Annotated in this window: 18 protein-coding genes; 12 read left to right on the forward strand and 6 right to left on the reverse strand. The window is 62.0% G+C overall.

The genetic code is table 11. The features are described from left to right. Nucleotides 1-553 (forward strand): aldehyde dehydrogenase family protein (locus QSV36_RS16690; RefSeq protein WP_289133397.1); only part of this gene is annotated, 553 nt, incomplete at its 5' end. Between the two features lie 99 nt (nt 554-652). Beyond that, on the forward strand, nt 653-1792 hold the full coding sequence (locus QSV36_RS16695) for an MFS transporter (protein WP_289133399.1): 1140 nt from the start codon (nt 653-655) through the stop codon (nt 1790-1792). Nucleotides 1793-1827: 35 nt separating this feature from the next. Here the strand turns inward: QSV36_RS16695 and QSV36_RS16700 are convergent, their stop codons facing one another. Together QSV36_RS16700 and QSV36_RS16705 are read right to left on the reverse strand one after the other, a co-directional pair. After that, nucleotides 1828-3381, reverse strand: coding sequence for a phospholipase D family protein (locus QSV36_RS16700; RefSeq protein WP_289133401.1), 1554 nt, complete (start codon nt 3379-3381; stop codon nt 1828-1830). Between the two features lie 60 nt (nt 3382-3441). Then, nucleotides 3442-4872 (reverse strand): aminotransferase-like domain-containing protein, encoded by a 1431-nt coding sequence (locus tag QSV36_RS16705; RefSeq protein WP_289133403.1) that lies wholly within the window; start codon nt 4870-4872, stop codon nt 3442-3444. A gap of 177 nt (nt 4873-5049) precedes the next feature. On the opposite strand from QSV36_RS16705, the gene QSV36_RS16710 reads away from it, so the two are divergent. Further along, on the forward strand, nt 5050-5280 hold the full coding sequence (locus QSV36_RS16710; RefSeq protein WP_225779750.1) for a DUF1127 domain-containing protein: 231 nt from the start codon (nt 5050-5052) through the stop codon (nt 5278-5280). 26 nt (nt 5281-5306) lie between these two features. Here the strand turns inward: QSV36_RS16710 and QSV36_RS16715 are convergent, their stop codons facing one another. Continuing rightward, nucleotides 5307-6599, reverse strand: coding sequence for an NAD(P)/FAD-dependent oxidoreductase (locus tag QSV36_RS16715; protein WP_289133405.1), 1293 nt, complete (start codon nt 6597-6599; stop codon nt 5307-5309). Nucleotides 6600-6947: 348 nt separating this feature from the next. On the opposite strand from QSV36_RS16715, the gene QSV36_RS16720 reads away from it, so the two are divergent. From QSV36_RS16720 to QSV36_RS16730, 3 genes are all read left to right on the forward strand, one after another. After that, nucleotides 6948-11447, forward strand: a complete 4500-nt coding sequence (locus QSV36_RS16720) for an RHS repeat-associated core domain-containing protein (protein ID WP_289133407.1) — start codon at nt 6948-6950, stop codon at nt 11445-11447. Next, nucleotides 11444-11779 (forward strand): hypothetical protein, encoded by a 336-nt coding sequence (locus tag QSV36_RS16725; protein ID WP_289133409.1) that lies wholly within the window; start codon nt 11444-11446, stop codon nt 11777-11779. Before QSV36_RS16720 ends, QSV36_RS16725 begins: the two co-directional genes overlap by 4 nt. A gap of 539 nt (nt 11780-12318) precedes the next feature. Further along, entirely contained in the window at nt 12319-12672 is a 354-nt protein-coding gene (locus tag QSV36_RS16730; protein WP_289133411.1) for a YkgJ family cysteine cluster protein, read from the forward strand. Nucleotides 12673-12674: 2 nt separating this feature from the next. Here QSV36_RS16730 and dadR read toward each other — a convergent pair whose 3' ends face one another. Continuing rightward, the gene (dadR, locus tag QSV36_RS16735; RefSeq protein ID WP_003258963.1) at nt 12675-13163 is read right to left on the reverse strand and encodes a transcriptional regulator DadR; all 489 of its coding nucleotides are present in this window, start codon (nt 13161-13163) and stop codon (nt 12675-12677) included. 156 nt (nt 13164-13319) lie between these two features. Between dadR and dadA the strand changes: the two genes are divergently transcribed. The 5 genes from dadA to QSV36_RS16760 all read left to right on the forward strand — a co-directional run bounded on the left by dadA (nt 13320) and on the right by QSV36_RS16760 (nt 19049). Beyond that, a complete protein-coding gene (gene dadA / locus QSV36_RS16740) occupies nt 13320-14624 on the forward strand; it encodes a D-amino acid dehydrogenase (RefSeq protein ID WP_170033773.1) in 1305 nt (434 codons plus the stop codon). Between the two features lie 146 nt (nt 14625-14770). Next, nucleotides 14771-15844 (forward strand): alanine racemase, encoded by a 1074-nt coding sequence (gene alr / locus QSV36_RS16745; protein ID WP_289133414.1) that lies wholly within the window; start codon nt 14771-14773, stop codon nt 15842-15844. A 109-nt stretch (nt 15845-15953) separates the two neighbouring features. Further along, entirely contained in the window at nt 15954-16502 is a 549-nt protein-coding gene (locus QSV36_RS16750) for a cupin domain-containing protein (protein WP_013974777.1), read from the forward strand. Nucleotides 16503-16656: 154 nt separating this feature from the next. Then, nucleotides 16657-17061: a c-type cytochrome gene (locus tag QSV36_RS16755; RefSeq protein ID WP_038408395.1), complete on the forward strand. Its 405-nt coding sequence runs from the start codon at nt 16657-16659 to the stop codon at nt 17059-17061. 128 nt (nt 17062-17189) lie between these two features. Then, nucleotides 17190-19049: an acetyl-CoA hydrolase/transferase C-terminal domain-containing protein gene (locus QSV36_RS16760; RefSeq protein WP_289133415.1), complete on the forward strand. Its 1860-nt coding sequence runs from the start codon at nt 17190-17192 to the stop codon at nt 19047-19049. A gap of 121 nt (nt 19050-19170) precedes the next feature. On the opposite strand, the gene QSV36_RS16765 is transcribed toward QSV36_RS16760, so the two are convergent. Together QSV36_RS16765 and rep are read right to left on the reverse strand one after the other, a co-directional pair. Then, nucleotides 19171-19743, reverse strand: a complete 573-nt coding sequence (locus tag QSV36_RS16765) for a xanthine phosphoribosyltransferase (protein ID WP_289133416.1) — start codon at nt 19741-19743, stop codon at nt 19171-19173. A 60-nt stretch (nt 19744-19803) separates the two neighbouring features. Continuing rightward, entirely contained in the window at nt 19804-21813 is a 2010-nt protein-coding gene (rep, locus tag QSV36_RS16770) for a DNA helicase Rep (protein WP_186671893.1), read from the reverse strand. A 405-nt stretch (nt 21814-22218) separates the two neighbouring features. On the opposite strand from rep, the gene QSV36_RS16775 reads away from it, so the two are divergent. Beyond that, on the forward strand, nt 22219-23775 hold the full coding sequence (locus QSV36_RS16775; RefSeq protein WP_502945718.1) for a putative bifunctional diguanylate cyclase/phosphodiesterase: 1557 nt from the start codon (nt 22219-22221) through the stop codon (nt 23773-23775). The last annotated feature ends 49 nt before the right edge of the window (nt 23776-23824 follow it).

Below are 23824 nucleotides of genomic sequence, written 5' to 3' on the forward strand. Positions count from 1 at the left end.
CAAGGACAAGTTCCTGCCCATGGTGGTCGAGGCCCTGAAAGGCTGGAAACCGGGTAACCCGCTGGATCCACAGACCACTGTCGGTGCCCTGGTCGATACCCAGCAGATGAACACCGTGCTGTCGTACATCGAGGCTGGTCACAAGGACGGCGCCAAGCTGCTGGCTGGCGGCAAGCGCACCCTGGAAGAGACCGGCGGCACGTATGTCGAGCCGACCATCTTCGACGGCGTGACCAATGCCATGAAGATCGCCCAGGAAGAGATCTTCGGCCCGGTACTGTCGGTGATCGCCTTCGATACCGCCGAAGAGGCCGTGGCCATCGCCAACGACACGCCGTATGGCCTGGCGGCTGGTATCTGGACCTCGGACATCTCCAAGGCGCACAAGACGGCTCGTGCCGTACGCGCTGGCAGCGTCTGGGTCAACCAGTACGATGGCGGCGACATGACCGCGCCGTTCGGTGGCTTCAAGCAGTCGGGCAACGGCCGTGACAAGTCGCTGCACGCGCTGGAGAAGTACACCGAGCTGAAGGCGACCTGGATCAAGCTGTAATCCCAGGGGGCTGCACGGCAGCCCCAACGATAGCCGGGTAGGCTCACGCTGCCCGGCTTCGTCGTTTCTGCTGTTCGAATTTCTGCCTGGGAGGCTGCAATGCGTTGGGGGACCTACTTCGCCGTACTGGCATCGGTGCTCAGCGTCGGGCTGGCGCTCGGCGTGAGCATGCCGTTGGTATCCTTGCGCCTGGAGGCGTGGGGCTATGGCAGCTTCGCCATTGGCGTGATGGCCGCGATGCCGGCGCTGGGTGTACTGGTCGGCGCCAGCCTGGCCAGCCGCCTGGCTGGCTGGGTCGGCGTCCCTTCAGCCATGCGCCTTTGCTTGTGGGGCGGGGCGCTGTCGATCGGCCTGGTCGCCTTGCTGCCCAGTTATCCGCTGTGGCTGTTCTTGCGCCTGCTGATCGGTATGTCGCTGACCGTGGTGTTCATCCTCGGCGAGAGCTGGATCAACCAGTTGGTGGTCGAGCAGTGGCGAGGCCGCCTGGTGGCGCTGTATGGCAGCAGCTATGCCCTCAGCCAGCTGGCCGGGCCGTTGGTGCTCGGCTTTCTCGGCTCCGATGATGACTTTGGCTTCTGGGCCGCTACCGCCTTGCTACTGGTGGCACCGCTGATTCTCCTGGGGCGTGGCGGCGCACCGAGCACCGAAGCCTGCAGTGTCACCTTCAGCGACCTATTCGCGTTCTGCCGGCGTTTGCCGGTGATTGCCTGGGCCATCGCCCTGTTCGCCTCGTTCGAGGCGATGATCCTGACCTTGCTGCCGGTGTACTGCCTGCAGCAGGGCTTCAGTACCGAAATTGCCCTGTTTATGGTCAGTACCGTGGTGGTGGGCGATGCGGTGTTGCAGCTGCCGATTGGCGCACTGGCCGACCGGATGTCGCGACGTGCCTTGTTCACTGGCTGTGCGGTGACCTTGCTGGTGTCCAGCCTGGTCATTCCGCTGCTGCTGCAAACGCCGCTGATCTGGCCGCTGTGGGTGTTGTTCGGAGCCAGTGCCGGGGGCTTGTTCACCTTGTCGCTGGTGTTGATCGGCGAGCGCTACCGCGATGATGAACTGGTGCGGGCCAATGCCCATGTGGCACAACTGTGGGGCATCGGCTGCCTGCTCGGGCCATTGCTGGCAGGGGCGGGAAGCCAGTGGCTCAGTGGGCACGCGCTGCCGTTGCTGATGGCGCTGGGGGCTGCGGGGTTGGTGGTGTTGACCCGACGGCGCGGGGCTTTCGAGCCTGCATCGGCTTGATGGAATCTGGGGCTGCAAAGCAGCCCCAAATCCGGTTACAACATCTTCTCCAGCCCGACCGCCTTGCTGATCCAGGCATTGAACCGCCGCCATATCCCGCCCGGCTCGGAAGTCAGCATGTGCCGCTGGCCATTGTCCTCGGTCACCCACACCAGTTTGTCGCCCACCAGCTTCACCTGGTAGCTCAACGCAGGTGCCATACCCTGATGGGCCAGCTCGCGCGTGTACTCGGCCAGTTCCGGGCTGTCCACCAGCACACCAACCTCGGTGTTCCACAGCACCGAACGTGGGTCGAAGTTGAACGAGCCGATGAAGGTCTTGCGTCGGTCGAACACGATTGCCTTGGTATGCAGGCTCGAATCCGAGCTGCCGTGGTAACTCAAACGCCCGGCACTGGGGTCACCGGGTTGCCGACGCAGTTCGTAAAGTTGCACACCGTGCTCAAGCAAGGCCCGGCGGTAGGGCGCATAGCCGCCGTGCACAGCCGGCACGTCGGTGGCTTCCAGCGAGTTGGTCAGCAGCTTCACCGAAGTGCCGGCGTCGGCACGGCCGGTCAGGTACAGCAGGCCCGGCTCGCGCGGCACGAAATACGCCGACATCAGGATTAGTTCGCGGTGCACGTTGGCCAGGTCCGGCGCCAGTTGCTGGCTCAACAACAGTTGCGGGTCCGGTTCGTCGTCGGCCAGTACCTTGCTCGGCGCATCCCAGAGTGCCTGGGCGTGGGCCCAGATCAGTTCATTGCGCCACACATCCAGGCGCGGCTGTGACTGGTAGGCCATCAAGCGGTCATACAGGGCTTTGTGTTGGGTCCTGGCTTCGGCCAGCGATACTTCCAGGCGCTGGCGGCTGGCGCGCAGATCGCTGGCATCCGGGTCGCGCCAGAGGAAGTCGGTAACCGGCCGGCTGAGGGCACTGTTCCAGTACTGGTCGAAGCTGTGCCCCAGTTGTTCGGCGATCGGGCCTACCCCGAGCAGGTCGATGTCGGTGAAATTGAGGTTGGGTTCGGCGTCGAAATACTCATCGCCCAGGTTGCGCCCGCCGACGATGGCCATGCTGTTGTCCACCAGGAACAGCTTGTTGTGCATGCGTCGGTGCTGGCGCGACAGGTTGAACAGGCGGCCCACGGCGCGCGTCACGCCAGTGCTACGGCCCAGGTGCAGCGGGTTGAACACACGGATGTGAATGTTCGGGTGGGCATCAAGGGTGCCCATGATGGTGTCCAGGCCGTCGCTGGTGGTGTCGTCGAGCAGGATGCGTATGCGCACGCCACGGTCGGCCGCGCGCAGCAGTTCATGTACCAGGGCGCGGGTGCTGAGGCCGTCGTGGACGATGTAGTACTGCAGGTCGATGCTCGCCTGGGCGTTGCGGATCAGTTCGGCGCGGGCGCGGAACGCCTCGTTGCTGTTGGGCAGCAGGCGAAAGCCCGAGCGGCCGCTATAGGGCGCGGCCTGGCGCAGGACCGAACGGCCGAAGGCCGAGTCGTTGGCAGGCAGCGCCTGGCTGGTTTCGCGGGGCGCGCCGACGCTGGCACAGCCGGCAAGGCCGAGCAGCAGCACCAGCAGCAGAGGCAGGGCTCGCTGGAGTCTCAAGGGTGGATCGTCCTGTGCAACGAAGGCTTGAAAGGTTGGACCGTAGCGGGCGGCGCAAAGTTACGCGCCAGCGTTTTCTTCATCCAGTAGACGAAGGGCGGTTTCACCGACCTTGCGCACTGCATCTTCGACCTGCGGTGTCGGCCGCGCGGCGAAGTTCATGCGCAGGCAGTGGCGGAATTTGCCCGAGGCCGAGAAGATGCTGCCCACGGCTACCTGTACGCCTTGTTCCAGTAAAGCGCGGTTCAGCCGCAACGTGTCGAAATGTTCGGGTAATTCCACCCACAGCATGAAACCACCCTGGGGCCGGCTGACCCGCGTGCCCGCCGGGAAGTAGCGCGTCACCCAGTCGCTCATCAGGTCGCGGCCACGCTGGTACTGGCTGCGCATTCGCCGTACATGGGGTTGGTAGTGCCCGGCAGCGATGAAGTCGGCAATTGCCAGCTGCGGTTGGCTGGCGGTGCTGCCGGTGCTGATGTATTTCATGTGCAGCACCCGCTCCAGGTAACGCCCGGGTGCCACCCAGCCTATGCGCAGGCCGGGGGCCAGGGTCTTGGAGAACGAGCTGCACAGCAGCACGCGGCCATCGTCGTCAAAGGACTTGAGCGTGCGCGGGCGTGGGTAGGTATAGGCCAGGTCGCCGTAGACATCGTCTTCCAGAACGGCCACGTCGTAGCGCTGGGCCAGGCTCAGCAGGGCCTTCTTGCGGGCTTCGGGCATGATGTAGCCGAGTGGGTTGTTGCAGCTGGGGGTGATCTGGATGAGCTTGATCGGCCACTGCTCCAGGGCCAGCTCCAGCGCCTCCAGGCTGATGCCGGTGACCGGGTCGGTGGGAATTTCCAGGGCTTTCATGCCCAGGCCCTTGAGGGTCTGCATGGCGCCATGGAAGCTCGGCGAGTCGACTGCGACGATGTCGCCAGGTTCACAGACTGCACGGATGCTGCACGACAACGCCTCATGGCAGCCCGTGGTCACCACCAGGTCGGCCGGGCCCAGGCGGCAGCCAGAGTCGAGCATCAGCCGCGCTACCTGTTCGCGCAGGGCCAGGTTGCCGTGGATGTTGTCGTAGTACAGGCCTGGCATGTCCTGCCTTCTGCTCAGCTGGGCGAGGCTGCGCAGAAGTGGCTTGAGGGTGGGGCTGTCGATGTCGGGCATGCCGCGACCGAGCTGGACAACATCCTGGCGCGGCGTGCTGCGTACCAGTTCCAGCACCTGTTCCCACTGCGAGATGTCCACCGGGCGCTGGGCCGGGCGGCTGACGGCGGGTAGAGCGGGCAACTGGCGAAGGTTGCTGACGAAGTAGCCGGACTTGGGCCGCGGCGAGACCATGCCGCTGTCCTCCAGCATGCGATAGGCCTGCTGCACGGTGCTCAGGCTGACCCCGTGCTCCACGCTCAGGGCGCGCACCGATGGCAGGCGCTGGCCGGGACGGTAGAGGCCCTGCTCGATACGGGCACCGAGCAGCTCGGCGAGGTTCAGGTAGAGGGTCACGGCATACTCCTGTGCTGCATTGGCATAGCGACCGGTACAGTTGCGTTGAAAATACAGCATTCAGTTGGCCGACGGCCAATTCTGTATGGGAATAATAGGCCTGTATTGGATCTGTATTGCCGGTGCTTGCAGCGCGCATGCTTTCTCCACGGTATCAATCGAACGGAGGATGCAGCGATGGGTGGCATGAGCGATGTGCGCTTGCAACTGTTGGCCAGGGAACTGGAAGCCGGGCAGCAGGCCAAGGTGTTCAACGCGCCGCAAGGGTTGGGACGTTGGGGGCTGATGCTGCATCGCTGGCATACCCGCAGGGCACTGCTGCAGTTGACTGACGAGGAGTTGCGCGACGTCGGGCTGAGCTGGGAACAGGCGCGTACAGAAGGGCGCAAACCCTTCTGGAAAGACTAGTCACGGCAGGTGCCGCTCCTGCGCTTTCAGATCAGCTCTTTCAGGCGATGCCACAGCATCCCCAACGCCAGCAGTGGCGAGCGCAGGTGTTGGCCGCCCGGGAAGGTGATGTGCGGCACTTTGGCGAACAGGTCGAAGCGCCCGCTCTCCTGGCCGCTGATGGCCTCTCCCAACAGGCGCGCGGCCAGGTGCGTGGCATTCAGCCCATGGCCGGAGTAGGCCTGGGCGTAATAGACATTCGGCTGGCTGGCCAGGCGGCCGACCTGTGGCAGGCGGTTGGCGCCGATGCCGATCATGCCGCCCCACTGGTATTCGATGCGGACATCGGCCAGTTGCGGAAATACCTTGAGCATCTTTGGCCGCATGTAGGCGGCAATGTCCTTGGGGTCACGCCCCGAATAATGGCAGGCACCGCCGAACAGCAGGCGGTGGTCGGCGGACAGGCGGTAATAGTCCAGGGCTACCCGTTGGTCGCACACCGCCATGTTCTGCGGCAACAGTGTGCGGGCACGCTCTTCGCCCAGCGGTTCGGTGGCGATGATGTAGCTGCCTGCCGGCAGCACCTTGCCGCCCAGTTCGCGGTTGAGGTTATTGTGGTAGGCATTGCAGCACAGGACCAAAGTCTTGGCCCGCACCCGGCCCTGCGCGGTATGTACCTGCACTTCAGGGCCATAGTCGATGCGGGTGACCTCGGACTGCTCGAACAGCTTCACGCCCAGGCGGCTGGCCACGGCGGCTTCACCCAGGGCCAGGTTGAGCGGGTGCAGGTGCCCCGAGCCCATGTCGACCAGCCCGCCCACATAGCAGTCGGCGCCGACCACGCTGTGGATATCGTCCTTGCCGACCAGGCGTAGCTCATGGGCGTAGCCCAGGCTGCGCAATTCCTCGGCGTCTTCGGCAAAACCCGGCAACTCGGCCGGTTTGTTGGCCAGGTCGCAGTAGCCCCAGGTCAGGTCGCAGGCGATGGCATGTTGCTCGATCCGCTCACGGACGATCTGCACCGCCTCCAGGCCCATCAGCTTCATGCTGCGTACGCCTTCCTCACCGATCACCGGGACGAACTGCTCCAGGCCATGGCCGACACCGCGGATCAGTTGCCCGCCATTGCGCCCACTGGCGCCCCAACCAAGCTTGCGAGCTTCTAGCAGGATGACCGAGAAGCCGCGCTCGGCCAGTTCGATGGCGGTGTTCAGGCCTGAATAACCACCACCGACGATGCACACATCGGCGCTGTGTTCGCCTTGCAGGAAAGAGTGATCAGGGTGGGGCGCGCTGCTGGCGGCGTAGTAGGAGGCGGCGTGCTGCGCGCTGTGGATCATTGGAACAAGTCCTTGGGCGGTGGGCGTTTGGAGGAGGATAAGCCGGGGGTCGGAGGCGGGCAACCCGCCTGCCTAGCTGACGCGGTCAAAACTCCTGCTCTCGATCTCGTGAGTTGCGTCGACTTTTCCTACGTGCTTTGAGGACGTCATGAAGGCGACCTGGAAGCGATACCCCGTTAGCGTCCGGTGACGCGACACGCCCGTGCCGCTCACTGATTCCGCAGGTGCTCATCGTTACCTGCGGTCTTTCACCTGCCCGATGGAATGAACAGCAGGAGCGCTAATGGCTCACGAAAACACCCTAAATCCCACCTCAAAACACCAACTCGATGATGGAGGGCCTGCACGATGAATGCGCCTGCCATACGCGTTCCCCAAGCCGCAACCGTCCCCGTCGACCTTGTCAGTGAAGACGACATCGAAGCCGGCAAGGAAAAGCTTGATCAATGGCTGCGCCAGCTCACTGGCGGTGTCGTCGGCTGGGATGCCTTGCACACTGCCGGCTCGGTCATCCCCGGCGTCGGTACTGTCTTCGCAGCCATCGATGCCATTGGTGACCTGCTGACCTTGATCGAGGGCGACCAGGACGATTACTTCACCTGGGTCAGCTTCGGCGTCAACGTATTCGGTCTGGTGCCGTTCCCCGGTGTCGGCGCAGCGCGCCTGGCCATCCGCAGCACCCTCTCCAGCATTCGCCGCAATGGGCCGGCGGTCATTTCCGAAGCCCTGCTGGAGGCGCTGGAGCAACACCTCAACGAAAAGGTGCCCGGCACGCTGGAAAAGTTCGCCACTGGCCTCGAGGCACGCCTTGGCGACTTGCTCACTCAGGTGGCCGCAGAGATCCGCAAGGCCTGCATGGCCTTCGCGCAAATGCTCAGAAGCGTTGCCAGCGACGTCGGTCAGGACGCATTGGTCAAGAAGGCCAAGCGCGCATCGATCTTCTTTGGCCCGACCGTGGCGTTAGCCGCCCACTTCATGATCGAAGACCGCGTGCTGTACAAGAGCACTTGCCAGCGCCTGCTCGACACCGCCGACCGGGCTGAGCAGATTGGTCACAAGGCCTCCGGCAAGATCATGGGCATGGCGGATGCCCGTGTAGAAGGCAGCATTGGCTACCTTGTCAATGTCCTGATCACGGCGCTGAAAAAACGCAAAGCACTCAGGCCGCTATCCGTCTCCGTATCCAGCGGCCAAACCACACAGGCTCGCCATGTGCAAGGTCAGAAGGGTCTGATCACACGCGGTACCGAGCGCCCGGCAAAGAAAGATCCCAACTGCCGTAACGGCGCTCCTATGGGCAGTGGCTGCAGCATAAGCTTTGCCACCGGCAGCGAAACCATCATCCACACCGATTTCACGCTGCCCGGCGTATTTCCCATCGCCTGGGTTCGCACGTACCGGTCAAGCCTGGCAGCACTGGACGACAGCCCCTTCGGCGCGCGCTGGGTCACGCCCTTCTCCCTCTGCATCGACGACCTCGGCAGCCGCCAACTGGCCTATCACGGGGCTGACGGGCGTACCCATAGGTATCCCGACCCAGCCCTCGGCAAGTTCCACTATGACCCTGTCGAGGCTGTAGTGCTGGTACGTCCCTCTAAGCAACGCCTGGTGATCGCCCGAGGTCTCGAGGTCGAGGAGCATTATCATAGGCATGGCGAGCGGTATGTGCTGACCACCATCAAGAAACGCGGTGGCGCCCGCATCGCCTTGCACTATGAGCACCGGTGTGCAGGCAAGCCTGTGTTATCCGATCTGGTCACTTATCAGAATGAGACAGCGCACCTGCACCTGCACACCGATATCGATGCGCATGGGCAGGTTATCGCCCTGTGGCTGATGCGGGACGGCCGCCCCGTGCGCCAGTTGGCCGGCTATGACTATGACAGCCACGGGGACCTGTGCGCTGCCCGTGACGAGCATGCGGCACAGTGGGAATACCGCTATGAGCACCATCTGATCACCCGCTACACCGACCGCACCGGCCGAAGCATGAACCTGCAATGGCAAGGCGAAGGCGCCGACGCCAAAGCCGTACGTGAATGGGCAGACGATGGCAGTCTCGATACCCGACTGGAATGGGACCGGAATATCCGCCTGACCTACGTCACCAACGCGCTCGGCCATGAAACCTGGCACTTCTACGACAGCCTCGGTTTCACCTACCGTATCATCCATCCCGATGGCAACGAGGAATGGTTCTACCGCGATGCTGGCAAGAACCTCACCTCGCATGTTCACACCGACGGCACCCTCGACCGCTACGCCTATGACGAGCGCGGCAATTTGCTGCAGCACATACAGGCAGATGGCCGTTCGGTGCATCACGCCTATGACGATGCTGACCAGCGCTTCAAAAGCTGCGATGCCGAAGGCGGGCTGTGGAAGTACGACTATGACCAGCGCGGCAACATCATCGAAACCCAGGACCCACTAGAGAACAAGACCCTCTACACCTACAACAGCGACAACCTGCCCATCGCCATCACCGATGCCAACGGCGGTGAGAAGAAACTGGCGTACAACCGCGATGGGCAATTGATCAGCTATACCGATTGCTCAGGCAAGACCACACAGTGGAAGTACGACCCTGCGGGTCAACTGATCAAGCTGATCAACGCTGCCGGTGAGGTCACCGAGTACCAGTACGAAGCGGGCCAACTGGTGCTGCTGGTCCACCCGGACAAGACCACCGAGCGCTTCGAGCGCGATGCCGAAGGGCGCCTGCTCAGCCACACCGATGCTTTGTACCGACGCACCCGCTGGACCTACAACGAAGCCGGGCTAATCGATCAGCGCCACAACGCCAACGACACCACCCTTACCTACCACTGGGACAGGCTCGGTCAACTCGTGCGCCTGCGCAATGAGAACAACAGTGAAGCCAGCTTCAAGTATGACCCTGTAGGGCGGCTGCTCAAGGAAACCGGGTTCGACAAGCAGACCACTCACTACCTGTACGACCATGGCAGCAACCTGCCCACTCGCCGTCTCGACGGCGATCGCATCACGCATTTCGAATATGACCCCATGGGCCGTTTGCTCGAAAGCCATGCTGGTAGGCGCGGCGGCAAGAAGTGGGAAACCGAAACCTTCGCCTATGACGGCAATGGCAAACTGCTGGCGGCCAACAATGGCGCCTGCAGGCTGCAATGGTTCTACGATGCGGCGGGCAACAATACGCGTGAGCACCAGTGGCTGGATTACCTTGCCAAGCCCCAGGTTGCCGTGTTCAAGCATGAGTACGATGCCCTCAACCAACGCATCGCCACCACCCGTCCCGATGGGCACCGGGTCAGCTGGCTGACCTATGGCAGCGGCCATCTGCTCGCTCTCAAGCTCGATGACCAGGAGCTGATCAGCTACGAGCGTGATGATCTGCATAGGGAAATCGGGCGCGTACAGGGCAATGGCCTGATCCAGCGCCAGACCTGGAGCCCGAATGGCCAGTTGCTGGAACAGTCCCTGGTGCGCCAGGGAGAATCCAAACGCATAGCAGCACGCAACTACCGCTACGACGAAGCTGGCCAATTGCTCCACATTAACGACTTGAACCGTGGCGATTTGCGTTATCGGTATGACCCGGTCGGCCGTTTGATCGAAGCCAGCGAAAACTATGAGAAGAAAACGTTCGCCTTCGATCCCGCGAGTAACCTGTTGGACCCAGAGGCACCGCCAAGCGCTAATCCGCACTCGCCACGCAAGTTGATGGACAACGTGCTGCGCAGTTACTGCGGGACGCAGTATCGGTATGACGAGCGCGGCAACCTGCTGGAGCGAATTGAGAACGGTAAAACAGGTAAATTCACCTGGGACCTGTATGACCGCCTGCGGCGATACGAGGATGACCGCCTGACTGTCGAGTTCGGCTACGACGCGTTGGGCCGCCGAGTGTACAAGGACTCACGTTCGAAGTACCGCAAGCGGGTTCAAGCTGGGCCAGTCTGGAACGAAAACGCGCGGCGCGCACTGGATGAAAAGTTAGGCTGCGATCTGACGTTGTTCATATGGGACGGCGATACGCTGGCGTTTGAGCAGCGAGGCCGAGAGGGCAAGGGGCAGACCACGCACTACGTGTTTGAGCCGGGTACTTTCATTCCAGTCGCTCAAGGCATGATGAACCATATTGAGGAGATGCTGCATCCGCCGATCTATGGCTTCCCGTATGACATTAACCGAGATCCGGTGTGGCAGTCCAAGCCCACTCTAAAGCCGTTCGACACTTTAGCTTGGTATCAATGTGATCACCTTGGGACGCCGATGGAGCTGACCAATGAAATGGGACACGTGGCTTGGTGTGGTAGCTACGAGGCTTGGGGGTTGGCTGAGGAAAAGCGCATTGAGCATGCGAAGCGGAATGACAATCCAAATCCCCTGCGGTTTCAGGGACAGTATTTTGATATTGATACGGGGCTGCACTATAACCGATACCGTTTTTATGATCCCCAGCTAGGCCGGTTTATTGCCAAAGATCCAATTGGATTTAATGGCGGTCTTAATGTATACGCCTATTGTCCAAATCCGGTGTTTTGGATTGACCCTTTCGGTCTGGCTCGAATTTTTAAAAATGCGGACTATCATGGTAAAAAGGATAACATTTTAAAGAGCAAGGCGCCTGCAGATGGCCAAGCAGCTCTTGACAACTCTATATTAGTAAAAAGTACTTCGCCCAGACGGGTTGGAGTCGATACGGAAAATAAGGAGCTGGTAGTTTTAGACCTGACTAAGACCTACGTTAATGGCGACGAGGAATTTCACGGGCACGTCAGATGCTGGTGTGATTTGCATACAGACCAGCAAAACGTTCTACGTAACGCCGGTAAGGTTACACGAAAAGGTAAAATCAAGTGACTAGCAAACAATATTCCGAAATTGAAAAAGATTTAAATTCTGGCGAAAGGGATACGATAATCGAAGCGATTTTGTACGCGGCCATGAATATGGATGATCCCGATTGGATAGTGGGCAGATGTGCCTGCCTCATTCTAAATAGCCGCGACAATGACATACAAGGCCTTGCAATAACATGCATCGGCCACGTTGCTAGAATACATAGAAGAATTGACCGCAGCTTGGTCGCTACTGCACTGCAGTTCGCGAACCAAGATATCTGTCTTGCCGGAAGAGTTGAAGACGCGCTTGATGACATTGAACTCTATACGGGTGAACGCATAAGGCTATAGATCCTATTGGTTCACTTTAGATGTACTGCGAATATCTACAAGCCGCCGAAATCATTCTCGTCGCGACCATTGGCGAATTTGATGATCTGCAAGACGGTGCAGTAGCGCTATTAACTCCTGAAATTAATTCAAGGGCTGTTTGCGACGTATCGATTTTTAATTGCCCTAAATGGAATTCGAGGCGGCGGCAGCCGCCGCTTTGAGTCGCGCTGTTGATAATGTCAATGGTGGGCCTTGCCTTCTCAAGCGCTGTTGGAGGGAAGTGCGTTTAAGTTGGCTCTGTTATCAATCAGCATGAGACAGTGCAGCCGCATTGAGGATATGCTACAACACAGGAATCAGAGCTCATTTTCAATGACGTCAAGAAGTCGTCGTATGACAGATCAAGTCGACAGTGAAGCTATTCGACACGCTGAACTGGCAAGCTGGGGCCGCGATTTAGAGAATTTTGCAGATCTGTCGCGGCACAAGGCCGCTCCGCGATGGATGGTTTCTGTATAAGGTTATGCTCTTGCAACTTCTTTGACTTGGACTTCACCATGTCCTGCATCCGCCACAAGATCCATTTCCTACGCGAACTCATCCCTTCCTTCGAGTGCGAACCCGGCTGCCATGACTGCTGCGGCCCGGTCACCACGTCGGCAGAAGAAATGGCACGCCTGCCGCGCAAGTTGCAGGCCGAGCAGGTCGCTGCCCTGGAGCGCCTGGATTGCGTGCACCTGGGCCCCAACGGCTGCACCGTCTATGAAGAGCGCCCGATGATCTGCCGGCTGTTCGGCACCACCCCGCGCCTGGCCTGCCCGCGGGGCCGTGGCCCGGAGCAGATGATCGACCCTGCCGCCGAGCAGCTGGTCCACCAGTTCATTGCCACCACCCGCCAGGTGCTGGTCTAGCCTCAGTCCGGAATCGGCAGGCAGAGGCTCTCCTTTACCTCTTCCATCACGATGTAGCTCTTCGATTCGCGCACGTGCGGCAGCTTCAGCAGGATGTCGCCGAGCAGCTTGCGGTACGAGGCCATTTCCGAAATGCGCGCCTTCACCAGGTAGTCGAAATCGCCCGAAACCAGGTGGCACTCCAGCACGTGTGGCAGTTTCAACACCGCACGGCGGAACTCCTCGAAGGTATCCCCCGACTTGTAGTCCAGGCTGATTTCCACGAACACCAGCAGGCTGCCCTTGAGGTGCTGCGGGTTAAGGCGGGCGTTGTAGCCCATGATGATGCCCTCGCGCTCCAGGCGGCGAACCCGCTCGGTGCAAGGGGTAGTGGACAGCCCGACTTTCTCGCCCAGTTCGGTGAAGGAAATACGCCCGTCGTTCTGCAGGATACGCAGGATGTTGCGGTCGATCTTGTCCAGCTCACGCTTGCTCTGGTGCTGGGTTCGCATAGGGGATGCCCCTCCGTGAAAGGCGATATTGCCGAGAATTCTCGCCAATAATAGGCTTTTATATAGTGAATTGCACTGCCTTCAAATTCCTATACTGCGCGCATCCATGCCATCTCAACAAAAGACTGCGGTGCGCCGCGTGCGAGGAATAAAACGATGCGAGTTCTGGTACTTGGTAGCGGTGTGATCGGAACCGCCAGTGCCTACTACCTGGCCCGGCAAGGTTTCGAAGTGACTGTGGTCGACCGCCAGCCGGCGGTGGCCATGGAAACCAGTTTTGCCAACGCTGGCCAGATCTCGCCCGGCTATGCCTCGCCCTGGGCTGCACCGGGTGTGCCGCTGAAGGCCATCAAATGGCTGCTGGAGCGCCACGCCCCATTGGCCATCAAGCTCACCGGCGATGTCGACCAGTACCTGTGGATGGCGCAGATGCTGCGCAACTGCACCGCCAGCCGGTACGCGGTGAACAAGGAGCGCATGGTGCGCCTGTCCGAGTACAGCCGTGACTGCCTCGACGAGCTGCGGGCCGAAACCGGCATCGCCTATGAAAACCGCAGCCTGGGCACTACCCAGCTGTTCCGGACCCAGGCCCAGGTAGACGCCGCAGCCAAGGACATTGCCGTGCTCGAGCAGTCCGGCGTGCCTTACGAGTTGCTTGACCGCGACGGCATTGCCCGTGTCGAGCCGGCCCTGGCTGGCGTGAAAGACATCCTGGCCGGTGCCCTGCGCCTGCCCAACGACCAGACCGGCGACTGCCAGCTGTTCACCACCAAGCTGGCCGACATGGCCACCAAGCTGGGTGTGGAGTTCCGCTTCGGCCAGGATATCCAGCGCCTGGACTTCGCCGGCGACCGCATCAATGGCGTGTGGATCGACGGCAAGCTGGAAACCGCCGACCGCTACGTGCTGGCGCTGGGCAGCTACTCGCCGCAGATGCTCAAGCCGCTGGGCATCAAGGCCCCGGTGTACCCGCTGAAGGGCTACTCGCTGACGGTGCCGATCACCAACGCCGACATGGCCCCGACGTCGACCATCCTCGACGAGACCTACAAAGTCGCGATCACCCGTTTCGACAACCGTATTCGTGTTGGCGGAATGGCTGAAATCGCCGGCTTTGACCTGTCGCTGAACCCTCGTCGGCGCGAAACGCTGGAGATGATCGTCAACGACCTTTATCCTCGCGGCGGTGACCTGAGCCAGGCCAGCTTCTGGACCGGCCTGCGCCCGGCGACCCCGGACGGTACGCCGATCGTCGGTGCCACGGCGTTCCGCAACCTGTTCCTGAACACCGGCCACGGTACCTTGGGCTGGACCATGGCGTGCGGCTCCGGTCGCCTGCTGGCCGACCTGATTGCGCGCAAGAAGCCGCAGATCAGTGCCGAAGGCCTGGACATCTTCCGCTATGGCAACAGCCGGGAAGTGGCCAAGCATGGGCAGGCTGCGCCGGCTCACCAGCAGTAAGTTCGCCTGTACCGGCCTCTTCGTGGGCTCGCCCGCTCCGACAGGAACACCACAGAGGTTGAAAACTGTGCAGTACCTGTGGGCCCGGGCGAGCCCGCGAAGAACCCAACACCGATTTCAACCCGAACCACCATAAGGCAGCCGCCATGCGTCCCGCCCGCGCTTTGATCGACCTCCAGGCCCTGCGCCACAACTACCGTCTGGCCCGTGAACTGACCGGTGCCAAAGCCCTCGCCGTGATCAAGGCCGATGCCTACGGCCATGGTGCCGTGCGCTGTGCCCTCGCGCTGGAAGCCGAAGCCGACGGCTTTGCCGTGGCCTGCATCGAAGAGGCGCTGGAGTTGCGCGCCGCCGGCATCAAGGCGCCGGTACTGCTACTGGAGGGCTTTTTCGAGGCTAGCGAACTGGCGCTGATCGCCGAGCACAACCTGTGGTGTGTGGTGCACTCGCTGTGGCAGCTGGAAGCGATCGAGCAGACCCAGTTGCACAAGCCGCTCACAGTCTGGCTCAAGCTCGACAGCGGCATGCACCGAGTCGGCCTGCACCCCAAGGATTACCACGAGGCCTACCAGCGCCTGCTGGCCAGTGGCAAGGTCGCGCGCATCGTGCTGATGAGCCACTTTGCCCGCGCCGACGAGCTGGATGCCGACGCCACCGCCCAGCAGATCGCCGTATTCGAGGCCGCCCGCCAGGGCCTGGCCGCCGAATGCAGCCTGCGCAACTCGCCCGCTGTGCTGGGTTGGCCGCAGGCACCCAGTGACTGGGTACGCCCGGGCCTGATGCTGTACGGTGCCACGCCGTTCGAAGGGGCCCAGGCCGAGGCCGAGCGCTTGCAACCGGTCATGACCCTGCAATCGCGGGTGATCAGCGTGCGCGAGCTGCCCGCCGGCGAGCCGGTGGGCTATGGCGCCAAGTTCATCAGCCCACGCCCGACCCGTGTGGGCGTGGTCGCCATTGGGTATGCCGATGGCTACCCACGCCAGGCGCCGAATGGCACCCCGGTGCTGGTCGCCGGCAAGCGCACGCAGCTGATCGGCCGTGTATCGATGGACATGCTCAACGTCGACCTGACCGACATACCGGAAGCGACCGTCGGCAGCCCCGTCGAACTGTGGGGCAAGCAGGTGCTGGCCAGCGAGGTGGCCGCCCAGGCGGGCACCATTCCCTACCAGATCTTCTGCAACCTGAAGCGGGTACCGCGGGACTACTGCGGCGAATGAAACGCTGAAGCGGACAGGTTAAGGGGCTGTGTGTTGTAAATACTGAACGGCATTGCCATGATATCGTTCACATCCACCCCCTTTTCCACCGTTTCAGGAGGCTCCAGCTTTGGACGTCGGCGAACGACTGCAAGCCATCCGCAAGCTCAAGGGCCTGTCCCAGCGTGAACTCGCCAAGCGAGCCGGGGTGACCAACAGCACCATCTCAATGATCGAGAAGAACAGCGTGAGCCCTTCGATCAGTTCGCTGCGCAAGGTGCTGAGCGGCATTCCCATGTCCATGGTCGAGTTCTTCTCGGTCGAACTGGAACCTGAAAGCCCCACGCAGATCGTCTACAAGGCCCATGAGCTGATCGATATCTCGGACGGTGCGGTGACCATGAAGCTGGTCGGCAAGTCGCACCCCAACCGCGCCATCGCCTTTCTCACCGAGGTATACCCACCAGGCGCCGATACGGGTGCCGAAATGCTCACCCATGACGGTGAGGAAACCGGCATCCTGCTGGAAGGCCGCCTGGAGCTGGTGGTCGGCAACGAGATCTTCATTCTCGAAGAGGGCGACAGCTACTACTTCGAAAGCACCCGCCCGCACCGCTTTCGCAACCCGTTCGACCGGCCGGCGCGGTTGATCAGCGCGGCGACACCATCGAACTTTTGATCCAGCGCAGTGCATTGATTCGGCAATACCCCTTTCCCGTGTGGGGTCGTTTCACGGCCTCCGGGTTCCCGCTATACTTTTCAGCGCTCGCCGATTCGTGGCCGCGAGCGTGATTAGCCACCATGAGGGTGTTCGCGTGAACCAAATCAAGAAGATGCTGGCCGTACCAGCAGCCGTATTCGCCCTCTGGGCAATGAGCGCAACCGCTGCGACCAATGACGACATCGCCAAGCGCCTGGAGCCGGTTGGCCAGGTGTGTGTGCAGGGCCAGGAGTGCAAGGGCATGGAAGTGGCCGCTGCCGCAGGTGGCGGGGGCGCCAAGACACCGGACGAGATCATCGCCAAACACTGCAACGCCTGCCATGGCTCTGGCCTGCTCGGCGCACCGAAGATCGGCGACACCGCAGCCTGGAAAGAACGTGCCGACCACCAGGGCGGCCTGGACGGCATCCTGGCCAAGGCCATTACCGGTATCAACGCCATGCCGCCGAAAGGCACCTGCGCGGATTGTTCGGATGATGACCTCAAAGGGGCCATCAAGAAGATGTCCGGGCTGTGAGAAGCAGCTGAATTGCACAAGGCCCGCCTGATTCTGGCGGGCTTTGTTTTTATCGCGCCAGTACCGGCAACCAATGACTTACGGCCCGTGTCCAACCCCTGAACCCATGGATGTCTCAGGAGGCCCCGATGCACCTCTGCTCCATCGATCAGGCTGTCGAGCAGGTCCTGGCGCGCTTGCCAGCCCATATTCACATGGGCCTGCCGCTGGGGCTGGGTAAGCCGGTCGCTTTCGTCAATGCCCTGTATGCCCGTGTACGCGAGCGGCCCGAGCGCCGCCTGACCATCTACACCGCACTCTCGCTCGGCCGTCCATCACTGGGCGATGGCCTGCAGCGGCGCTTTCTCGAACCCTTCGTCGAGCGGGTTTTCGCCGACTACGAAGACCTCAGCTACCTCGCCGACCTGCGCAACGACAGCCTGCCGCCGAACATTCGGGTCGAGCAGTTCTTCCTGCAGCCCGGCAGCCTGCTGCACAGCGAGTCTGCCCAGCAGGACTACGTCAGCAGCAACTACAGCCACGCCGCGCGCGATATCAACGCCAAGGGCCTGAACCTGATCGCCCAGCTGGTGGCGGCTACCCCGGAGCGGCCGGTGCATCTGAGCCTGGCCTGCAACCCCGACATCACCCTCGACCTGCTGCCGATGATCGCCAGGCGCCGTGCCGCTGGCGAAACCATCCTCATGCTCGGCCAGGTGCATGCCGAACTGCCGTACATGCCAGGCGACGCCGAGCTGCCCATGGATGCCTTCGACCTGTTGCTCGATGAAGCCGAGCAGCGTCGCCTGTTTTCCACGCCGAACATGCCGGTCAGCACCCAGGATCATTGCATTGGCCTGCATGCCAGCAGCCTGGTACGGGACGGCGGCACGTTGCAGATCGGCATCGGTGCCATGGGCGACGCGGTAGCCGCCGCCCTGTTGGCGCGTCAGGGCGACAACGCCGGCTACCGTGCCGTACTCGATGACCTGGATATGGGCCCATGGCAAGCGTTGATCGAGCGGGAAGGAGGGCTGGGTGGTTTCGCCCAGGGGTTGTATGGCTGCAGCGAGATGTTCGTCAACGGCCTGCTGGTGCTGGCGGAGGCGGGCCTGTTGCGACCCCCGGCGGATGCCCAGGGCACCGTGCTGCATGGCGGCTTCTTCCTTGGCCCCCAGGCCTTCTACCAGCGCTTGCGCGACATGACGCTGGAACAGCGGGCACGGTTTGCCATGACCCGCATCAGCTTCATCAACGAGCTGTATGGGCAGGAGCAACTCAAGCGTCGCCAGCGTCGCGATGCGCGCTTCATCAATACCGCGTTCGGCATGACCCTGCTCGGTGCCGGGGTGGCCGACCAGTTGGAAGATGGCCGCGTACTCAGCGGCGTGGGTGGCCAGTACAACTTCGTTGCCCAAGGGCATGCGCTGGAGGGTGGGCGCTCGATCCTGCTGCTGCGCAGCTGGCGCGAAGCGGGCGGGGAGGTGACCTCGAACCTGTTCTGGACCTATGGCCACTGCACCATACCGCGGCACTTGCGCGATATCGTGGTGACCGAATACGGCATTGCCGACTTGCGCGGGCAGACCGACAGCGAGGTAATCGCACGTTTGCTGGCGGTGTGTGATTCACGCTTCCAACAGGGGCTGATCGAACAGGCAAAAGACGCTGGCAAGCTCGCCCGGGATTTCCAGCTGGATTCACGCTTTACCGACAACACGCCGCAGCGCCTGGAGGCGATCAGGACGAAGCATTCGCGGCTGTTCCCGGAGTACCCGCTGGGCACGGACTTTACGGCTGAAGAGCGGGATTTGCTGCGGGCGCTGAACTGGTTGAAGAGCAAGTTCAAGCTGAGCGAGGTGCTGGAGCTGGGCAAGGCAGCACTGGATGCGCCGGGGCCCGAAGGGTATGAACGGCATCTGCTGCGAATGGGACTGGATCAGCCGCAGGGGCTCAAGGAAGAGCTGTATCAGCGGCTGTTGCTGGCGGGGTTGGCGGCAGCCGGTTGAATTGCCGGGGGCTGCTTGGCAGCCCATCGCCGGCCTGCCAGCTGCCACAGGCACTGCACAAGGCTTGAGCGTTGTGCGGTCTCTGTCGAAGCTGGTTTGCCGGCGTAGGGGCGGTGCAGGCTTACTCGATGAAGGTCACCACACCACCTTCCAGCGACTTCACCCGGGCCAGCGATTCAACGCGGTAGCCCTGGCTGTCCAGCTCGGCACGGCCGCCCTGGAACGACTTCTCGATGACGATGCCCAGGCCGGCCACGGTCGCGCCGGCCTGCTTGATGATCGAGATCAGTGCCTGCGACGCCTTGCCGTTGGCCAGGAAGTCGTCGATCACCAGCACACGGTCGCTGCTGTTGAGGTGGCGTGGCGAAATGGCCACGGTGTTCTCGGTCTGCTTGGTAAAGGAATACACCGAGGCGGTCAGCAGGTTTTCGGTCAGGGTCAGCGACTGGTGCTTGCGGGCGAAGATCACCGGCACGCCCAGCTTCAGGCCGGTCATCACCGCCGGGGCGATGCCCGAGGCCTCGATGGTGACGATCTTGGTCACGCCGGCGTCGGCGAACCGGCGGGCGAACTCGTCACCGATCAGCTGCATCAGCGCAGGGTCGATCTGGTGGTTGAGAAACGCATCGACTTTGAGAACCTGATCGGAAAGCACGATGCCTTCTTCGCGAATCTTCTGGTGCAGTGCTTCCACTGTGTTTACCTCGAAACAAAGGTGGCCGCTGTACGCGGCAATAGTAAGAGTAATGGTTGATCAGCGTTTGAGCATCGCCCGGATATCGGCCAGGGCGTTGTTGCCGCGTGCCGCCTTGACCTCGACCGGCGCGTCGTCCAGGCCTTCCCAGGCCAGGTCTTCCGGCGGCAGTTCATCGAGGAAGCGGCTCGGCGTGCAGTCGATGATTTCGCCGTACTGCTTGCGCTTGGCGGCGAAGGTGAAGGCCAGGGTCTGGCGCGCGCGGGTGATACCCACGTAGGCCAGGCGGCGTTCCTCTTCGATGGTGTCGGCCTCGATGCTGGAGCGGTGCGGGAGGATTTCCTCTTCCATGCCCATGATGAACACGTAGGGGAACTCCAGGCCCTTGGAAGCATGCAGGGTCATCATCTGCACGCCTTCGGCGTTCTCTTCCTCTTCCTGCTGGCGCTCAAGCATGTCGCGCAGCACCAGTTTGCCGATGGCGTCCTCGATGGTCATGTCACCCTCTTCGTCCTTCTCGAGGGTGTTCTTCAGCGCTTCGACCAGGAACCAGACGTTGCTGATGCGGAACTCGGCAGCCTTGTCGCTGGCGGTCTGCTGGCGGATCCAGTTCTCGTAGTCGATATCGCGGATCATCTCGTGCAGTGCGGCAATCGGGTCTTCCAGGGCGACCTTGTGGCGCACCCCGTCCAGCCAGTGCTTGAAGCGCTGCAAGCGCTCGGTGTAACGGGCGTCCAGGTGCTCGCCCAGGCCCAGCTCCTCGCTGGCGGCATACATCGAGATGCCGCGTTCGGTGGCGTAGTTGCCGAGCTTTTCGAGGGTGGTGGAGCCGATTTCCCGGCGTGGTACGTTGATTACTCGCAGGTAGGCGTTGTCATCGTCCGGGTTCACCAGCAGGCGCAGGTAGGCCATCAGGTCCTTGACTTCCTGGCGGCCGAAGAAGCTGTTGCCGCCCGACAGGCGATACGGCACCTGGTGATGCTGCAGCTTCAGTTCGATCAGCTTGGCCTGGTAGTTGCCCCGGTAGAGGATGGCAAAGTCGCTGTAGGGACGGTTGGTGCGCAGGTGCAGGGTGAGGATTTCCATAGCCACGCGTTCGGCCTCGGCTTCCTCGTTCTTGCAGCGGATCACGCGGATCTCGTCGCCTACGCCCATCTCGCTCCACAGCTGCTTCTCGAACGCGTGCGGGTTGTTGGCGATCAGCACGTTGGCACAGCGCAGGATGCGGCTGGTGGAGCGGTAGTTCTGCTCCAGCATCACCACCTTCAGGGAGGGGTAGTCCTCCTTGAGCAGCATGAGGTTTTCCGGTCGGGCGCCACGCCAGGCATAGATCGACTGGTCGTCGTCGCCGACCACGGTGAACTGGTTGCGCATGCCGATCAGCATCTTCACCAGCAGGTACTGGCTGGCGTTGGTGTCCTGGTATTCATCCACCAGCAGGTAGCGCACGCGGTTCTGCCAGCGCTCCAGCACGTCAGGGTGCTCCTGGAACAGCTTGACCGGCAGCAGGATCAGGTCGTCGAAGTCCACCGCGTTGAATGCCTTGAGCGTACGCTGGTAGTGGGTGTAGACGATGGCGGCGGTCTGCTCGCGCGGGTTGCGCGCCTTTTCCAGGGCCTCGGGCGGCAGGATCAGGTCGTTCTTCCAGGCACCGATCATGTTCTTGATCTCGTCGATGCCGTCGTCGCCGGAATATTCCTTCTGCATGATGTCCGACAGCAACGCCTTGATGTCGGACTCGTCGAAGATCGAGAAGCCCGGCTTGTAACCCAGGCGCTCGTGCTCCTTGCGGATGATGTTCAGGCCAAGGTTGTGGAAGGTGCACACTGTCAGGCCACGGCCTTCGCCCGGACGCAGCAGGGTGGCGACCCGCTCCTTCATCTCGCGGGCGGCCTTGTTGGTGAAGGTCATCGCCACGATGTACTGGGCACGGATGCCGCAGTTCTGGATGAGGTGGGCAATCTTGCGCGTGATCACGCTGGTCTTGCCCGAACCTGCACCGGCGAGCACCAAAAGAGGGCCGCCGACATAGTCACGGGCTTCCTGCTGCCGGGGATTGAGTCGGGACATGCTAGAAACCGGGGGTCGCCAGAAAATAGCCGCGCATTCTATCAGGCATGGGCCCGTTGTGGCGCGACCGTCTGACGTCTGAGTCAGACTTTTATGGGAACGCCAGTATTAGTGTGAGTAATGCAAGGTACTGAAAAAAACGTATTTGCCGGTTGAGTCCGTTTCGCGCAGGATGCACGACAAAATGCGTCGGGACGCTACGCCAGCTTTTGCGCTCACAAATTTAAAAATCATTCTCATTTGTGCAGTAGCATACCCGGACTCTTCCGTTGCACCGTGAAGCCCTAAGGAGCCCGCTTGTCCACGCCTGTCGAACCTCTGCGTTTGCTGCTGTTGGCTGATGAGCCGGAATGGACCGTATTGCTGCGCGACTGCGTGCATGCATTGGACGGTGCTGCAGTGCTGCTGACTGCGCCCAACTGGGAGGCGGTAGACAGCCTGTTCAGTCATGACCGCCAGGCTGTCGTACTGGCGACCCCGGCGCTACAGCCTGCACCCGCGCGCTGCGACCTGCCGACCATCCTGCTGCTCGAGCACGAGCCCGAGCTGCCACCGAGTGCGGTCAGCGATTGGCTGGTGCGCGAGCAACTCAATGCCGATACCTTGCGCCGCTCGCTGCGCCATGTGCGTGAGCGCGGCGTGCTGGTGGCCACCTTGCAACGCCTGGCCGAACAGGACCCGTTGACCGGTATCGCCAACCGCCAGGGTTTCCAGGCCTTGCTCACCGCGCGCCTGGCCGAGAACGAAGGCCGTGGCGTTGCCCTTGGCCACCTGGACCTGGACAACTTCCGCCACGTCAATGATGCGCTTGGTCACCAGAGTGGCGACCGCCTGATCCTGCAAGTGGTGGCACGCCTGAAGCAGCAGCTGGAGGCGGGCGACCAGCTGGCACGCCTGGGCAGTGATGAATTTGCCCTGCTGATCGACACCCGCCGAGACGCCAACCGCGCCGAGTGGATGGCCGAGCGCATTGTCGAAGCGTTGGCCGAGCCGTACTGGATCGACGGCGAAAGCCTGCTGCTGGGCTGCAGCCTGGGCCTGGCCCATGCGCGCGTGCAGGGCGGGGCCGACCCGCTGATGTGGCATGCACACATTGCCATGCGCCAGGCCAAGGGTAGCCAGGGCTGTACCTTCCACGTGTTCAACGAGCGGATCAACCGTAATGCCCGCAGCCTTGCCGACCTGGAGAGCGAACTGCGTCGCGCCTTGCGCCGTGACGAGCTGGAGCTGCACTACCAGCCGCGGCTGAACCTGGCCGACGGGCGCATCGTCGGCCTGGAGGCGCTGGTGCGCTGGCGCCATGCCGAGCGTGGCCTGTTGCCGCCCAGCGAGTTCGTGCCGCTGGCCGAGCAGAGCGGGCTGATCGTACCGTTGGGCTACTGGGTCATTTCCCGTGCCCTGCGTGACATGCAGGCACTGTGCGAGGGTGGGCTGGAGCCACTGCACATGGCGGTCAACCTGAGTTTCCGGCAGTTCCAGGACAGCCAGCTGCTGGCGACCTTGAGCCGCCTGATCATCGAGCATGGTGTCGATGCCCGCTGGCTGGAGTTCGAGCTGACCGAAACCGCGGTGATGCGCCGCAACGAGCTGGTACGCCAGACCATGGATGCCCTGGGGCGCCTGGGCGTGCGTTTCTCGCTGGATGACTTCGGCACCGGGTTCTCTTCGTTCGTGCACCTCAACAGCCTGCCGATCACCCTGCTCAAGGTGGACCGCAGTTTTGTGGCCGAGATGGAAATGCGTGAGGAGAACCGCAAGCTGGTGCACGCCATGATCAACCTGGCGCACAACCTCAACCTCGAGGTGGTGGCCGAGGGGGTGGAAAGTGAAGAGCAGCTGGCCTTGTTGCGCGGGTTCGGTTGCGACCAGGTGCAAGGGTTCCTGGTCAGCAAGCCTTTGCCGGTGGGCGAGTTGATGGCGTTCTTGCTGGATTACAGCAAGCCGAAGCTTGTCAGTCTGTAACAGCCTTGGGAGGGCTTCGCCCGCCATCGCGACGCAAGGGCTGCAAAGC

It is taken from the genome of Pseudomonas sp. BCRC 81390 (genome assembly GCF_030341915.1).
GTDB lineage: Bacteria > Pseudomonadota > Gammaproteobacteria > Pseudomonadales > Pseudomonadaceae > Aquipseudomonas.

Bases quoted from the DNA above. Each gene is read 5' to 3' on its own strand.
- dadR (WP_003258963.1), bottom strand. From the start codon at position 13,163: ATGCGAACCCAGCACCAGAGCAAGCGTGAGCTGGACAAGATCGACCGC.
- rep (WP_186671893.1), bottom strand. From the start codon at position 21,813: ATGTCCCGACTCAATCCCCGGCAGCAGGAAGCCCGTGACTATGTCGGC.
- dadA (WP_170033773.1), top strand. From the start codon at position 13,320: ATGCGAGTTCTGGTACTTGGTAGCGGTGTGATCGGAACCGCCAGTGCC.
- QSV36_RS16710 (WP_225779750.1), top strand. From the start codon at position 5,050: ATGGGTGGCATGAGCGATGTGCGCTTGCAACTGTTGGCCAGGGAACTG.
- QSV36_RS16720 (WP_289133407.1), top strand. From the start codon at position 6,948: ATGAATGCGCCTGCCATACGCGTTCCCCAAGCCGCAACCGTCCCCGTC.
- QSV36_RS16755 (WP_038408395.1), top strand. From the start codon at position 16,657: ATGCTGGCCGTACCAGCAGCCGTATTCGCCCTCTGGGCAATGAGCGCA.
- alr (WP_289133414.1), top strand. From the start codon at position 14,771: ATGCGTCCCGCCCGCGCTTTGATCGACCTCCAGGCCCTGCGCCACAAC.
- QSV36_RS16715 (WP_289133405.1), bottom strand. From the start codon at position 6,599: ATGATCCACAGCGCGCAGCACGCCGCCTCCTACTACGCCGCCAGCAGC.
- QSV36_RS16730 (WP_289133411.1), top strand. From the start codon at position 12,319: ATGTCCTGCATCCGCCACAAGATCCATTTCCTACGCGAACTCATCCCT.
- QSV36_RS16760 (WP_289133415.1), top strand. From the start codon at position 17,190: ATGCACCTCTGCTCCATCGATCAGGCTGTCGAGCAGGTCCTGGCGCGC.
- QSV36_RS16695 (WP_289133399.1), top strand. From the start codon at position 653: ATGCGTTGGGGGACCTACTTCGCCGTACTGGCATCGGTGCTCAGCGTC.